Here is a 14,522-nt window from a genome sequence, read left to right as displayed (position 1 = left end):
TATTCATTTTAATGCTTTCCTTTCAATGGGTTGCGATACGCTTGTGTCCAACCCCGCCGTTAGGTTGGACAAGTTTCGTTCCGCTTCTGTGCTGGACAGGCCGACAAACCCACTATCTGCAAGCCGCGAACGATCTGCCTTTTTGGTGTAGGTCGCCCCTTCCTTGTTGGTCTTGTGAGCCATCACAGCACGGATTTCGTCGGGTGACTTGCCAGCGTTCGCCATCAGGGTTGCCAGCGACTTTCGCAGCCCATGCGCTGAACAAAGCGGGTTGCCTGCGGCCTTGCATTGATCCTTGAACCAGTTGCCCAAGGTAGTCGGTTTGTAAGCCAAGCCGTCGCCATGCGTGACGAACAGAAACTGGTCACGCGGCACATAGGCCAGTTCGGCGGCAAGTTCTTCATGTATCGGCAGATCGGCCCCGATTCCTGTCTTGCCACGCCTGTAGGTGATCCGATCACCTTGCACGTTGCGCCAGCCCATTGCGGCCACGTCTTGCCGCGACGCGCCTGTCCAAAGGAACAGCATCATCGCCAGCAAAGCCTTGCTGCCCGTCGCATGGTGTTCCTTAAACCGGGCAATCTCTTGATCAGTCCAAGTGTGATAGCCGTCGGCGTTTTCCTTGCGCCTGTCAGCATATCGGGCCGGGTTGAAGGTGACGCCCATTTCCCGCTTGATCGCAAAATTGAATAGCATGGACAGGTTCTTCTTGACCGTGTTCGCGGCGGTCGGGCCAGACTTCTTGCCCATAAGCGCCTCGACGTGGCCAGTTCCGAATCTCGCATAGGGCAGATCGCCCGCAACGCCGCGCAACCAGTCCAGTTCGCCCCGGATGCTGCGCTTGCGGCTTTCCGACAGGTTCCGATACTTTGGGCTGGCCAGATACTGTTCGATCAGCCAAGCCACGGTGCCTTGGGGCGTTGTGCTGCGGTTCGGTGCCTTCGCCCCTTCAATCGCCGCGTCATAGGCCGCACGGAACGCGACAGAGCCATACGGCCCCGGCAGATAGCAAGTGAACCCCTTACTTCGAAACCGGAAACGGGTTTGGCCGTGCCGATCCACGATCCGGGTCACGCCGGGATAAGGGTTCTTGCGTCGGATCATTTCAGTAGCCTGTCACAAGGGTTGGTCACAGTAGAGGCTTCGGACTCGCCTTGGAAGATGACGTGAGTTCCATCAGGCTTCACTTCAACTCTGCCGCCGTCATTGCCAGCGGCTTTCATCGCCTTGAGATAGCGAGTCAGTTCAGACTGTTTCAGAAGAGCGGGACGGTTTGCCATCACATACCTTTAGAGGTTGAAAAGTTGATATTGCCGGGTCGGGGCGCAGAGGCGCGGCGGATACGGGTTTCCAGATCGGCGAGGGCGTTCGCCATTTCGGCGTCGCTGCCATATTCAACCCGCTTGCCCTCAAACATGACGACTCGTGTTGCACTTGCGCGCGCCCTGATCAGGGCGTCGCGCAGGGTTTCCAGTTCGCTCGGGTCGATAGCCATCAGCCGTTCCGATACCAACCGCGATGGTCGATCCATGCAGCGCCAAAGTCCAAGCGGACCTTGATCATCATGGCGTCAACCTCGAAGGCGACGGTCGTTTCCACCTGCGGGCCGGGCGCGCCTTCAAGATAGGCGTATTCCAGACCGTCGATACTCGCGGGGTCCGCTGCCAGATACCATTGCGTTGCGGTGGTCAGGCGGGGTTCCACCAGAAGCGACAGCTTGGCAAAGGGGTTGACGTCCGCCACGGCAGTTGCTGCCAGCGTGGTCAGCAACTGTTCGCCAATGGTTTCATATTCGGGCGGCACGATCAGATAGCGGGGGGCGGCATTGATCGGCATACCGTTCGCCGAAGTCTGTTTGCGCATCCGAACCCGCCCGGCGTTCAAGCTGGCGACGCTTGGCGCGGACGCGGCGTCAAGGTTGCCGTGGCCAGCCACAAACACCGCCAGACCGTCACCCATGATCGGGTTGCTGGTCAGGGCCGTGACAAGCTGCGCGTTCTCGAATTCGCGCGACGCGATGCCCATGCGGCGGGAAAAGTCCGCCAGCGCGCCCAGATCATCATTGATCCACATTTGCCGCGTGTAGGGGATGATGTTGCCGAAGGTGGCCAGCGTATTGGTGTTGGCGGATTCGGCAACCGAACCCATCGGATATTCGCCGCCTTCAAGCACCCGGCGAAGGGCCGGGGCGTCACCAAGCATATACTTGGTCTGCACTTTGAAGTTCGGATACTGCGTCTGGCGCGCGGCGGGGCGCAGACCGGACGGGGCAGCATCATAGGCGGTCCGCAAGCTGCGCCCGGCGCTATCGCCAAGGATGCCCGCCAGATCGCCCGTGACCATGCTGCCCGCGCGGGTGAACACCTGACTGTCAGACAGCCCCTGCACCGCAATGCCGTGGCGCTTAGCGACTTCGCGGACCACATCGGGCATCCGCAAGTTCGCATACTGGCGCGCTGCGGCAGACAGTTCATAGCCTGGGTTCATCCGGGCGTGGATCGCCTCGCCCATGCGGGAAGTGAACACCGCCGGGTCGTTGTGATCAAAGGTGATCTGCGCCGTGGTGCGGGTTCGGGTTTGTGCCTGGCGTTGCGCCATCGCGGCCCAAGCCAGTTCGCGGGCCGCTTCCGGCGTCGCCTCGGCGTCGATCTGCCCGTCGGTCCAAGCCCGGTCCAGCCCCGCCAGTTCGGCGATGCTGCGAATTTCGGTGTTCATTTCAGCGCGGGTTTGCACCTGCACATCAAGTTCGGTGGTCGGCATGGTGACTTCTCCATTTCTGAAATATGCGCCGGGATCGGCGGGAACGGGAACGATGGACACCTCAATCGGCGTCCACTTGGTCGCGGTGCGAACCCGCTTGGTGCCGTCTTTGGCCTCGCGGGTCTGCTCAACGGTGTAGCCAATCGACAGCCCGCGCAGGGTGCCGTTGGCAACGTCAGTCATTACGGCTTGCGCCGGGGTGGATTCGCGGAACCGGATCACCACAAGCAAACCTTCGTGCGTCATGCGCGCCGCCTCGATCACGCCCAACTGATCGCGGGTCGTGTCGCGGCGGTGCCCGTCCAGCACCGGGGCACCGACAAGCCGCGCCAGATCGACGCCGCGCAGGTCAAGCACTTCGGTAAAGCCGGGGCGGGCAACCGCCGCCCCGGTCGATACGATTGCTTCAATCGTGCGGGCTTCTGCGTTGAAGGTGGCGGGGCGCATGTTTGCCGCCCGAAGGTGAATGGTCATGGTATCGGTTCCCGGTTCTTAGCGGATCGTGCCGTCACACAGCACCTGCCCCGCCGTGTCCGCCGCAAGGGCAGCGGCAAAGGCGGCACCGATGATCTTGTTGCTGGCAACGGTCGTGGTGACGGCGCGCGCGGCGTTGTCCCAATAAAGCGTCTGGCCAAGGGTCCATGCCTGCGCGGCGGTTTTAGTCAGGGTGAACACGCCTTGGCGCACAAGCACCACGTCGGCACCGGATGCAGCGGCACCTTGCGCCACACCGATGATCGAACCAACTTGCGCCACCTGCCCCGAAGTCAGGGCAAAAGGCGCGGGCAGCGTGACGTTGTTGCCAGAGAAAAGGGAATTTCGCATTTCAGACTCCTGTAGGTTTGGTTGCGCGGGCGAAGGTGTCCGCCGCGATTTCTTCGTCCAGTTCTTCGATATCGCGGCCACGGCCTGCGACCACTTCGGCGCGCGATTTCAAACCCGCCTCAATCGCGCGGATATCGGAATTCGCCTCTTTCAGCGGGTCCACCCATTGCCAGCCGGGGGCAACGAATTTGACGGCGCGATAGTCGGCCAATTCGGATTCACTGGTGCCGAATTCACCCGCCAATGCCTTGGCGTCGATCCAGCGCCGCCAGAGGGGGCGCAGCAACTGCGCCTCAATCAACGTCTTTTGCAGCATTTCCGCGCGACGGCGGAATTCCAGCAAGCCGACACGGGCACTTGAATAATTCGTGCCCGACAGATCGCCCGTCACCTGTTCATAGGTCAGCCCAACACCGACGGCGATTTCGCGTTGCTGGCCTTTCACGAATTCCACGGCCTGCGACAGTCCCTGTCCGGGCTGCGAGAATTCCACTTCGGACCCATAGGGCAGAACCCGCATAGCGCCTGGCTCAAGGCTTACGTTCACGCTGCCGTCGGTGGATTCGAACCCCGCCGTGCCGCCTTCCGCGTCGCGCACAAAGCCCGTCATCAGGCTTTGAACCTTGAGCGTCATCAGCATGGCGTCGGACGCCGCATCAAAGTCCGCCAGCTTCAGCAGCACCGGGGCAAGCCAAGAAATGCCGCGCACCTGTCCGGGGAAAAGCTGGTCAAAGACGTGCAGCACTTCGCGCGACGGAACCCGCACCGCCTGCCCAATCAACCCGAACGGGGTTCCGGGGGCATCGGGCAGAATGTGATAGGCGACGATCCGGTCGCTTGCGTCGAATTCAACCCCAGCAACGATCCGCCCGCCGTCGCCAAGGTCGCGGGTCAGCGACGGGTCAATCTGGTCGGCGGGCAGCGCCAAGGAACCAAACGCCGCCCGCCTATCCTCTCCCGGATCACCCGAAACAGTAAAGGTTCTCACAAAGGCTTCGCCGTCGCGCACCAGGGCGCGCACCGCGACTGGCAACAAGGCCAGCATCTGCCCTTCAAATTCGTTATTCAGCGCACGCCGGATTGCAGGGTCCGAGTGCTGCGAAAGCGCCTGCCAGCCCTTGCCCGCCAGCGCCGCAAGCCACGTCTCCACGATCCGCGCCGCCGTCGGGTTGTTCATGGACAACGCCGCTGCACGGGCCTTGGCTGGCGCGCGGGCCGCAAGGATCGACGCTTGCGGCGCGTTCATCATGGGCGAACCCTGCCAACGCCGCCCACCGCCGCCAGCTTCAATCTGGCGTTTGTGCACCGGCCCCGTAATCCGGGTCAAAAGGCGGGCTAGGGCGTTCAATCGGGAATCTCCGAATAGTCGCTGCCTTCGGGAAGGCCAAGAGCATCGGCCCGCTCGCGAACAAACTTGGCCGCGCGGGTCACGTTAACCAGAAAGATACGAATGATTTCCTTGCGTTGCCCTGTAATCGAATCGGTTCGGCGTTCGTCAAGCCACGCCGGAAGCCGCTCAAGTTCGCAGGCAATCCATTCGGAACTGCGCAAGATTTCGCCATCTTGCTCGGGTTCTTTGTACACGACGACACCAAGATAACAGTCAGACGGTACGACCTTGTTAAGCGGGTGCCGGGGGAACTTGGAGAGTGCGTTAAAGATCATCTTTGTTGCATAGGTCGGACCCAAGCCCGCCATCGCAGTGACGTCGCGCCCTTCACCACCGAGGAGGTCAAGCAAGACCCGCAAGCGGAACGCTTGGTCCAGCGTGTAGTTCGAACCACCCCAATCTCGGCCCACAACGAACGGAAGCTGGTCACGCTGGTTCAAGACCTTAAAGCGGGTCAAGTCGATGTCGGCACAGTAGAGGAAAGCAGCGCGTTTCATGTCATCACCATTTGGGTATCACTCGATTCCCAATCTGCGCAGGCCTCGTAGGGGGTGTCAAGTGATACCTCACTCGCTTCGTATCGCCGGAATGAAATTCTAACCTTACCAAAGCCGTCAGAACTGAGCTTTTGGGCCACTCAACTGAAATCCTATGGGGGCGGGGCGGAGAGCAAACGAACGAGTTTAAGAAGAAAGGGATCGCACTTGTCACTGATTCGAGTTGCAACCGCGACAGGCTTCTTGCATGTTCTGAAAAAGTTTGATCCGCGGGAGCTAGATTGTGGCAGTTTCACCAAAAGGACTGAGCATTCAGTCGCTGTATCGGGACTATAGAAGTGGGTCATTGGTTGTAAATCGACAGTATCAAAGAAAACTGGTCTGGACTGTGGATGAAAAAAAGCGGTTAATTGAAAGCATATTGCTCAACTACCCCATTCCGCTTATTCTTCTTGCAGAGAAAAAGGCTGAAGGACCAGATGGGCAGGACACCATTGAAGTCATTGATGGAATGCAACGCTTAAATGCGATATTTAGCTTCATTGAACATGGGTTTACGGTCAATGATTTGTGCTTTGATGTGAACGAATTCGCGCGCGCCCGACAGGCAAATGAAGAAGGCCTCTTCAATATATTTGGCATGGATGTAAAGAGACTTAGTCCAAAAATCTGCTCGGACTTTCTTGACTACCAGATGGCTGTGACGTCGTTTTCTGGGGAAGATGATAAGCGCATCACTGATATCTTTGGTCGAATTAACTCTGGTGGTAAGCAGCTCAGCGATCAGGAACGCAGACAAGCTGGTGTTCTGTCCGAATTTGCAGAACTTGTTCGTGAGCTTGGCGCTGAGCTGAGGGGCGATGTGTCGAAGGAGCGATTGGCTCTTCACGACATGCCAGAAATAAGTATTGAAAACCAAAAGAATCCTCATGGCTATAACTTAAAGGCAGAAGAAATTTTCTGGTGTCAGCAAGGCATCTTGAGAACTGGCGATCTTCGCGACAGCGACGACGAAGAAATGATCATTGATATCTGCGCCTCAATTCTTTTAAGTGGCCCTGTCGATGGTACGCGGGTGTATCGTGATAATCTGTACAATGTGGATCATGCGGATGCAAAAGACATCGCAAAACGCTTGACTGCTTATGGAAAGGAGAAAATTGCTGCTGAGGTGAAATTGGTTTTTTCCGCCTTGCGCACTGTAGTAGAGGAAAGCAATGGCGAAACTAATCACTTTAGGAAAGTTGTTTATCCAACTGCTACTTCAAATGCTCAGAAATCGCCCTTTTATGCCGTCTTTATGACTTTCTTTGATTTAATAATTAAGGAAAGTATGTTTCCAGATGACTCAAAGAAAATTATGTCGTGCCTCAACAACTTGACCAACAAAATTGAAGTTGGCCAAAAACAAACCAAAGCAGAAGACAGAAGGACGAACATAAATATCTCTAAAGGACTCGTGAGAGATCAATTTGTCAAGAAGGATATGGCGGCATTTCAGCATGGACCTGGGGTCATACTTGATTTCGAGAATTCCATAAGTAGAGCGAAGACGGAAACTTCTCGATATGAATTCAAGCAGGGCTTCCTAAGACTTGATGATAGTCGGAAAATGGATGAAAATATCCTTAAGACAATAATTGAAACAGTTTGTGCGATAGCAAATGTGGGGCCAGATGCGAATGGTTATCTTTACATCGGCATTGCTGATAAGGATACGCACGCAACAAGGATAGCAGAACTTGATGGTGTGGTGCCAGTTAGGGTCCGCCATGTGAACGTGGTAGGAGTTGAAAGAGAAGCTACTATCTTGGGAAAGAGCCTTGATGACTATGTTCGGCTGCTGACAGATCATATTGGCCAATCAGGATTAATGGAACCCTTGAAGACAATGATGGCTACTTCTATAGATTCGATAACTTACAAGGGGCTGGAAATCATTAGAGTTCGAATACCAGCACAAACGAACATGAGCTTTTTAGGAGATGATGCATTCTTTAGAACCGGCTCTGAAACTAAGAAGGCCACAGGTCCACAAATTGCTGCGATCGCAGAAAAATTCCGGTAATCGAATTTTTGCCTTGGGTCCACTTTTCTTTCACCACTGCATCCAGCTTGATGCCAGCACCGGGGCGGGCTTCGGCGCGGGCGCGGCTTCGGTCGAAAGGTCGGCCCGACGCTGGTCATAGTCCAAATTAACCAATGCCCGCGCCGCGAAAGCATAGACCACACAGTCAAGCGCCTCTGCCCGCCGCCCCGGAATCCGAACGAAGCTGCGCGTCGGTTGGCCACGGGTGTAGCGCACCACAGACCGTTCGGACGCCAGTTGTTCAAACCAGACCGGGGGCAGATCGGCAGAAAACCGAAAGCTGCCCGCCTGCGCCAGCCGCCCGAACAATTGCAGTTTCACTGTGTCCACGCCAATGATCCACAGGCGCGCGCCCGTCTTGGTGGTCGATCCTGCTCGTTCGATCATCGGGCGATTACCGGGCGCGCCCTTGATCGCCATCACCTTGCGCCGCGTCCGGGGCGTGGCAAAGGCGGTGACGTGGTGCATGGACACGCCATCGCCCGCGTCAATCGCGCAGGCGTCCACCCCGATCTTGCCGCCAAGCGCATGGGGAAAGCGGGAACCGATCAGCCCGTCCAGTTCGACCCATGTTTCTTCGGCGTCATATTGTCCCCAGATCACCCGATGCCCCAGCACCAACGTCACGCCGCTTTCGGTCCAGCCCAGATAGGTGACTTCTAAGCGGTCGTGCTGCACGTCCACCCCAACCGTCAAGGCCAGCACTTCGGCGGGAATGACAGCAAGCCCAAAGGGCTCGGCGCGACCCATCAGCTCATCTTCGGCCAGTTCATCCCCGGCGCTGCGCCAGCCTTGGCCAAGGATCGTGTTCACAAAGGTTTGCAGCATGGTCGGATCGTCTTTAGCCTGGACGAATTCCACCGCCAGTTTGCCCCAAGCCGCGTTCGTGTGCAGCGATATCAGGGCGTTCATTCGGAACCCGGCGTGGCCCTGCACTTCGGGCCGGGTAGCGCGCCACTGGCCAGCCGCGACCATATCGGTCTTATGCCGTTCTGATACCTCTGCGGCGCAATGCGGGCAACGCCAGCGGGCCGTTTCGGGCGCGCCTTCATCCCAGATGATATCGGGCCACATAAGTTCACTCATGGCCCCGCAATCGGGGCAAGGCACCTCATAAATCCGGGCGTCGGACTGCGCATAGGCGCGCAGGACGTGCGAGGTTTCTTCATGCACGGGCGTCGATCCAAGCACGATCTTACGGTCGGGAAACGACATGGTGCGGCGTTCGGCCAACAGGATCGGCGACCCTTCGGCGGTTGCTTCCATGCCGTCCGCCTCATCCATGAACAGGACCCGGACGTTGTGGCGGCGCAGGTTGCGGGGTGCCTTTGCCGCGACCACTTTCAACGATCCGCCGGGGAAGCGGCGCGACAGAAGGGTGTTGCGCCCGGATTCGTCCTGTTCATCGGACAGGGCAGCGGCAAGCGCCGGGGATGCCCCGAAGATCGGTTCGATATCGGACACCATGTAGTCGCGGCAATCGGCCTCTGCGGGCAGAAGGCAAAGGATCGGCGCAGGTTCATTGGCGACGAAAGACGCAAGCGCGCTGGTCAAGAGCGTGGTGAATCCGACCCGGACGGGCTTCACCAGAGTCACCCGTTCGATTTCGGCGTCGCCTATGGCGTCGGCAATCTCGCGTTGAAAAGGCCAAAGGCGCACCGGGCCGGGCAAGGCGGACACGCCATCGGGCAGCACGATTTCGCGCTCGATCCAGTCCGACAGGCGTAGGCGCGGCGGGGGGATCAGGGCGCGCAGCGCCTGTCTGGTGATCTGGTCAAGCGTCGGCATTGCCAAGTTCCTGCAAGGCGTCGCGCAATTCGCGGTCGATCATGGTCACGTCGCTGGTGGTCAGGTGCTGCATGGATTGGCGCAGCCGGGAAGGCACCGCCAGAAGCCGGGAACGCAGGGCGCGCAGGGTATCGGCCCAAGCCCGTTCCACCTCGCTTGCCGGGACGTATTCGCCGCGCAGTACGGCGTTTTTCAGGGCCTGCGCGTCGGCCTGTTCCCGTGCCAGCCGCGCCCGCTCGCTGGTCAGGTTCAGCACCTGTTCTTCGCCGCCGCGCCCGCTTGCCGTCTCGCGCAGGCTGGCGATGTAGCGTCGCGCGCTTTCCTCAAGGTCATAGGCATCATGGCCTAGACGAACCACGATATCGCGTTTGCCAAGGGCCGTCAGCATCCCCGGCGTGATGCCGAACAGGTCGCAAAGGTCAGAACCGCCAATGCGATGGACAGGCTTGTCGCCCCCAAGCCCCGGCAATTCCGACATGATCCGCATCTTTTAACCCCTTGTAAAGTATTGCATAGCTTCAAGCATCGCGCCTCTGCCCCCCGTATAGGTCGGGGCTGGCAAGGACCCGCGAAGGTCACGCGCTGCCCGCTGGTCTGGCGCAGGCAAGGGCATGGTCCGCCTCCGAAGGCAGGGTGCAGACCCGTTCGGCGGCGCTGGTGCAGCAATGCGCTGCCATCCGCCCGCCGAAGGCCAGCGTCATGGCGCTGATCACCTCGGCATGGGCACCGGCGATGATGCTATCCCAAGGCATCCCGCTTTCGCGCATCAGCGCCATGCACTCGCGGATGCAGGACGCGGCCTTTTCGGCAACCGCCTCTTTCGATTCAATGCGCTCTTGGCGTTCTTCATCAAACATTGGCCCGTTCCTTCGCGTTGCGGCTGAAAATGCGCGCCCATTTCAGGGAAAGGCTGATTTCGATCTTGTCATCGTCAACACGCGGCGGCATTCGGAACGGCACGGCCCAACCGTCTGGACCATTCCCAAGACCGATCTGCACCAGCGTCGGAAAGCCATGATCGGCAAGCCAAGCGTTCCAAGCATCTTCGGCATATGTGCCGCGCTTGATGTCACACAGGCCGCGTTCCCACTTTTCGGGTTCGGTTGCCCGGTCGTAATTGGTCCAGTCCATCCGGCCAGACGAACGAGGCGAAATAGAGGTTTCGGACTGCTGGCCAGCCCTTTGGATATTCTTTGGATCATCCTTTATATAGGACAGTGCAGATTTGCCCCCTTTTCCACGCATATCTGCCCCCTTTTTCGCAGCCGTGTTGCGGTTGTAAAAGGGTGCAGATTTGCCCCCTTTTTCGTGTCCTTTGGATGGTGCTTGGGCCGGTTTCGGGCGGGCATGGCCGGACGTTTCCGGCCCCTTCGGGCAGATCATCGGCACCACGTTATTACCGCCCAGAAAGAAGATTTCAGACCGATTCCCGCGCCCGCGCCCTTCGGTCCTGATCAGCCATCCTGCCGCCGCCAGATCGCGCAAGGCGCGCTTGATCGTGTCAACAGACGTGCAGAGGGCATCGGCCAAGGTTTCGGTGCCCGGCGTGCAATGGGCCGTCTCATGGTGCGAAAACTGCGTGGCAAGGACGTGGGCAAGAAGGCGTGCCATCGGTGACAGTTCGCCGTCACCCGTTACGGCCTTTAGCCAGCCCCATCGGGCGCGGTTCCAGTTGCCGTTTTGATCGACACGCCTTGCAATGGTCGGGACGTCAAGCGGGGCGTTTTCGCCATCGCAAAATCGGTTGGACAAACGCCGAATTTCGCCATTGTTTTCAATGGGGCGTTCAGAGGGGGTTGGACAATCCAAGTCCCGTGATATTGCTAGAGAAGTGCCCTTCCCTACGGGCTGCCACTTATCCCCCACTCCACCGCGCAAATAATTGGAGACGGCTCCACCCCGCCCGATCGCCGCAGGGCGGTTTTCCGATGGGGCTGCGTTGGTGAAATCAGCTCTGTCCAGTGCAGAGTGAATGCGCGGACCTCGGTCCTGTCGTTCCATCGGCCATGGTGCCCGCGTCCCTGCGGGCCATCAGCGGCCCACCAAGATTTATCACCCCACCCGGCGCATTCACAGCGGTGACGCCATGATGTAGGCCAGCAGCCCCAGCGCGTCGCGCAGCTGGCTGCGCGTAATCTGCCCACCCAGACAGACTCGGATCGCCTCGGCAGGCTCGCCCGACACGGTGAAGGCATCGGACGGCATCATGCCGAGGCCCGTCCCCGCCATGCGCCCGATGATCTCGGCCCGCGTCACGCCGTCTGGCAGATGCAGCCAGACGTTGAAGGCATGTGGCGCCGCCTCGTGGCGGAACGGGGCCAGCATCTGCGCCGCGATGGCCTGGCGGGCCTGGGTTTCCTCACGGATGAAGCGGCGGATGCCGTCCGCCGTGCCGTCGGTGATCCAGCGGGTCGCCAGCGCCATCATCAGCGGCGACGGCATCACGGAAATCACCTTCAGCTGATGCGCCAGATCGCGGGCGGCGTGGCTGTCGGGTGCCACCGTGTAGGCCACCCGCAGCCCCGCGCCGATGCACTTGGCCAGCCCACCGATGTGCCAGACGAGGTCGGGCGCAAAGCTGGCCAGCGGCGCAGGCGGATGCGGCGGGATGAAGCCGTAGGCATCGTCCTCGATCAGGGGCAGGCGATGCGTCAGCATGACGTCGGCGATGGCCTGCCGCCGGGCCAGCGTGATCGTCCGGGTCGTCGGATTGTTCAGGGTCGGGTTGAGGTAAAGGACCCTGGGCCGATGGTCCCGGATCGCCGCATCGAGCGCGTCTGGATCGATGCCCTCCGCATCGCCGGGCAGGCCGATCAGGCGCAACCCCAGCCGTGCGCAGATCCCCCGGATGCCGGCGTAGGTGACATCCTCGCACAGGACCACGTCGCCGGGGACGGTCAGGCTCATCAGGATGGCGAGGATCGTCGGATGCGCACCGGGCGTCACGGCGATCCGGTCCAGCGTCGGCACGAGACCGCGCAGCGACAGCCACGTCGATGCGGCCTCCTTGTCGATCTGCCCGCCGGTCGAGGATTGATAGCGCAGCAGGTCGATCAGGTTTGCGGACACGGTCTGCAATCCGGCCTGCATTCGCGCCAGCAGGTCCGGCGCGTCCGGTTCGGGCGGCAGGTTCATCGTCAGATCCACATCCGCGTGGCGGCGCAACTCGCGCTGCGGATCGGCGGCCTTGATCCCGACGACGAAGGTGCCGCGCCCGACGTGGCTGTCCACCAACCCCCGCGTCCGCGCCTCTGCATAGCCGCGCGACACGGTGGTGAAATCGATGCCGAGGCGGTCGGCCAGCACACGCTGTGGCGGCAGGCGCACGCCGTCGCGCAGGCTGCCGTCGGCGATGCCCGTGGCGATGGCATCGGCCAGTTGCAGATAACGGGCGGCACCGTCGCGGCGCAGGGTGGGTGTCCAGTCTCTCATCCCGCGACCCTAAATCCGATTCCATGCGAATTGAAACGGATTGTATGGATGCCGGGTGCAGATGTGGCGGATTTCTTTTCCGGGCGCCGCCGAAATGGGCGGGTTTCCTGAACCCTGCGCGCTGCCGCAGCCGTGACTGGCTATATTGTATGCATAATTGTCAGAATTATTGATCGGATGCATGCTGCCGCCGCATCGTGGCACCAGACCCAGCCAAGCACGCAAAGGAAGCGCACGATGCCCGCAGTCACGCAGGAAAAACACAAGGACGGCGACTTCTTCGTCGACTACGAGGAAAAGGTCTTCGAAGACGTCAAAGCGGAGCCGGGCCAGAAGGCGCTGGTGACCTTCCACACCGTGGCCTTCGAAGGGTCGATCGGCCTCGTCAACATGCTCAACGCGATCCGTCTGGCCCGCAAGGGCTATGAGACGTCGATCCTGCTGTATGGTCCGGGCGTCATGCTGGGCGTGCAGCGCGGCTTTCCGACCTTGGGCGACGCGGCCTTTCCGGGGCACCAGAACTTCGGCGACAACCTCAAGAAGTTCATGGCCGAGGGCAGCAAGATCTATGCCTGCCGCTTTGCGCTGCAGGCGCTGTACGGCCACGGCGAGGCGGCGCTGCTGCCCGGCATCGTGCCCATCGCGCCGCAGGACGTGCTGGACCTGAAGCTGCTGCACGTGCGCGACAACGCCGTCATCATCGACACCTGGACGCTGTAAGGCCCCTTCCGCCGGGGCGGACCGCGCCCCGGCCCACCTATCGGGAGAACGCCCATGTCACGCATCGTCAAGGCCGCCGCCGTCCAGATCGCGCCCGATCTGACCAGCCGCGCGGCGACCATGGCCCGCGTGCTGGACGCCATCGACGAGGCGGCTGTCAACGGCGCGGACCTGATCGTCTTTCCCGAAACCTTCGTGCCTTTCTATCCTTATTTCTCGTTCGTGCTGCCGCCCTGCCAGCAGGGCAAGCCGCACCTGCACCTCTATGAACAGGCGGTCACGGTCCCGTCAGACGACACCCGCCGCGTCGCCCAGCGCTGTGCCCACCACGGCGTCGTGGTGGTGCTGGGCGTGAACGAACGCGACCACGGATCGCTCTATAACGCGCAGCTGATCTTCGACGGCTGCGGGACGCTGGTCCTGAAACGGCGCAAGATCACGCCGACCTATCACGAACGGATGGTCTGGGGTCAGGGCGACGGCGCAGGGCTGAAGGTCGTGGACACCCGCGTCGGCCGCATCGGCGCGCTGGCGTGTTGGGAGCATTACAACCCCCTCGCCCGCTATGCGCTGATGACCCAGCACGAGGAAATCCACGTGGCCCAGTTCCCCGGCAGTCTGGTCGGACCGATCTTTGCCGAACAGATCGAGGTGACGATGCGGCATCACGCGCTGGAATCGGGCTGCTTCGTCGTGAACGCGACGGGCTGGCTGACGGACGCGCAGATCGAGGGGATCACCCCCGACACCACCCTGCAGAAGGCGCTGCGCGACGGCTGCATGACCTGCATCGTCACGCCGGAAGGGCGCCACGTCGTGCCGCCGCTGACCAGCGGCGAAGGCATCCTCTACGCCGACCTCGACATGGCGCTGGTCACGAAACGCAAGCGGATGATGGATTCCGTCGGCCACTATGCCCGGCCGGAACTTCTGTCGCTGAACCACAACACCGACATGACCCCGGCGCGGCACACTACCGCGACGGGCGCCCAATTCCAACCGATCCCCCTGGAGGATTGAC

At 60.4% G+C, this 14,522-nt stretch carries 15 protein-coding genes; 3 read left to right on the top strand and 12 right to left on the bottom strand.

All coding sequences use genetic code 11. The features are described from left to right. Window positions 1–3 precede the first annotated feature (3 nt). The 7 genes from BMX16_RS13780 to BMX16_RS13755 form a co-directional block, all read right to left on the bottom strand. On the bottom strand, window positions 4–1,104 hold the full coding sequence (locus BMX16_RS13780) for a tyrosine-type recombinase/integrase (protein ID WP_177174677.1): 1,101 nt from the start codon (window positions 1,102–1,104) through the stop codon (window positions 4–6). Further along, the gene (locus tag BMX16_RS17360; protein ID WP_143058038.1) at window positions 1,101–1,280 is read right to left on the bottom strand and encodes a hypothetical protein; all 180 of its coding nucleotides are present in this window, start codon (window positions 1,278–1,280) and stop codon (window positions 1,101–1,103) included. The genes BMX16_RS13780 and BMX16_RS17360 overlap by 4 nt, the downstream gene beginning before the upstream one ends. Next, on the bottom strand, window positions 1,280–1,495 hold the full coding sequence (locus BMX16_RS13775) for a phage head-tail joining protein (protein WP_089904767.1): 216 nt from the start codon (window positions 1,493–1,495) through the stop codon (window positions 1,280–1,282). The genes BMX16_RS17360 and BMX16_RS13775 overlap by 1 nt, the downstream gene beginning before the upstream one ends. Further along, window positions 1,495–3,234, bottom strand: a complete 1,740-nt coding sequence (locus BMX16_RS13770) for a prohead protease/major capsid protein fusion protein (RefSeq protein ID WP_089904764.1) — start codon at window positions 3,232–3,234, stop codon at window positions 1,495–1,497. The genes BMX16_RS13775 and BMX16_RS13770 overlap by 1 nt, the downstream gene beginning before the upstream one ends. An 18-nt stretch (window positions 3,235–3,252) precedes the next feature. Continuing rightward, the gene (locus BMX16_RS13765; RefSeq protein ID WP_089904761.1) at window positions 3,253–3,585 is read right to left on the bottom strand and encodes a DUF2190 family protein; all 333 of its coding nucleotides are present in this window, start codon (window positions 3,583–3,585) and stop codon (window positions 3,253–3,255) included. Between the two features lies 1 nt (window position 3,586). Next, complete coding sequence (locus BMX16_RS13760) at window positions 3,587–4,834, bottom strand: phage portal protein (protein ID WP_245731574.1); 1,248 nt, start codon at window positions 4,832–4,834, stop codon at window positions 3,587–3,589. 95 nt (window positions 4,835–4,929) lie between these two features. Continuing rightward, a complete protein-coding gene (locus BMX16_RS13755; RefSeq protein ID WP_089904755.1) occupies window positions 4,930–5,472 on the bottom strand; it encodes a hypothetical protein in 543 nt (180 codons plus the stop codon). A gap of 283 nt (window positions 5,473–5,755) precedes the next feature. Here BMX16_RS13755 and BMX16_RS13750 point away from each other — a divergent pair, with 283 nt between their 5' ends. Beyond that, a complete protein-coding gene (locus BMX16_RS13750) occupies window positions 5,756–7,540 on the top strand; it encodes a GmrSD restriction endonuclease domain-containing protein (protein ID WP_089904752.1) in 1,785 nt (594 codons plus the stop codon). Between the two features lie 30 nt (window positions 7,541–7,570). Here BMX16_RS13750 and BMX16_RS13745 read toward each other — a convergent pair whose 3' ends face one another. The 5 genes from BMX16_RS13745 to BMX16_RS13725 form a co-directional block, all read right to left on the bottom strand. Continuing rightward, complete coding sequence (locus tag BMX16_RS13745) at window positions 7,571–9,349, bottom strand: phage terminase large subunit family protein (RefSeq protein WP_089904749.1); 1,779 nt, start codon at window positions 9,347–9,349, stop codon at window positions 7,571–7,573. Beyond that, window positions 9,336–9,737, bottom strand: coding sequence for a terminase small subunit (locus BMX16_RS13740; RefSeq protein WP_245731569.1), 402 nt, complete (start codon window positions 9,735–9,737; stop codon window positions 9,336–9,338). The genes BMX16_RS13745 and BMX16_RS13740 overlap by 14 nt, the downstream gene beginning before the upstream one ends. Window positions 9,738–9,924: 187 nt before the next feature. Further along, window positions 9,925–10,206: a hypothetical protein gene (locus tag BMX16_RS13735; RefSeq protein ID WP_089904743.1), complete on the bottom strand. Its 282-nt coding sequence runs from the start codon at window positions 10,204–10,206 to the stop codon at window positions 9,925–9,927. Continuing rightward, window positions 10,199–11,158 carry a helix-turn-helix domain-containing protein gene (locus BMX16_RS13730; protein WP_177174676.1) on the bottom strand — a complete coding sequence of 320 codons (960 nt, stop codon included), beginning with the start codon at window positions 11,156–11,158 and terminating at the stop codon, window positions 10,199–10,201. The genes BMX16_RS13735 and BMX16_RS13730 overlap by 8 nt, the downstream gene beginning before the upstream one ends. A 261-nt stretch (window positions 11,159–11,419) precedes the next feature. Next, window positions 11,420–12,781: an aminotransferase-like domain-containing protein gene (locus BMX16_RS13725; protein ID WP_089904737.1), complete on the bottom strand. Its 1,362-nt coding sequence runs from the start codon at window positions 12,779–12,781 to the stop codon at window positions 11,420–11,422. Between the two features lie 237 nt (window positions 12,782–13,018). On the opposite strand from BMX16_RS13725, the gene BMX16_RS13720 reads away from it, so the two are divergent. Together BMX16_RS13720 and BMX16_RS13715 are read left to right on the top strand one after the other, a co-directional pair. After that, window positions 13,019–13,501 carry an MSMEG_0572/Sll0783 family nitrogen starvation response protein gene (locus BMX16_RS13720; RefSeq protein ID WP_089904734.1) on the top strand — a complete coding sequence of 161 codons (483 nt, stop codon included), beginning with the start codon at window positions 13,019–13,021 and terminating at the stop codon, window positions 13,499–13,501. A 54-nt stretch (window positions 13,502–13,555) separates the two neighbouring features. After that, a complete protein-coding gene (locus BMX16_RS13715) occupies window positions 13,556–14,521 on the top strand; it encodes a Nit6803 family nitrilase (protein ID WP_089904731.1) in 966 nt (321 codons plus the stop codon). The last annotated feature ends 1 nt before the right edge of the window (window position 14,522 follow it).

It is taken from the genome of Loktanella fryxellensis (assembly GCF_900110065.1).
Lineage (GTDB): Bacteria > Pseudomonadota > Alphaproteobacteria > Rhodobacterales > Rhodobacteraceae > Loktanella > Loktanella fryxellensis.
This window is presented reverse-complemented; position numbering and strand designations above follow the sequence as displayed.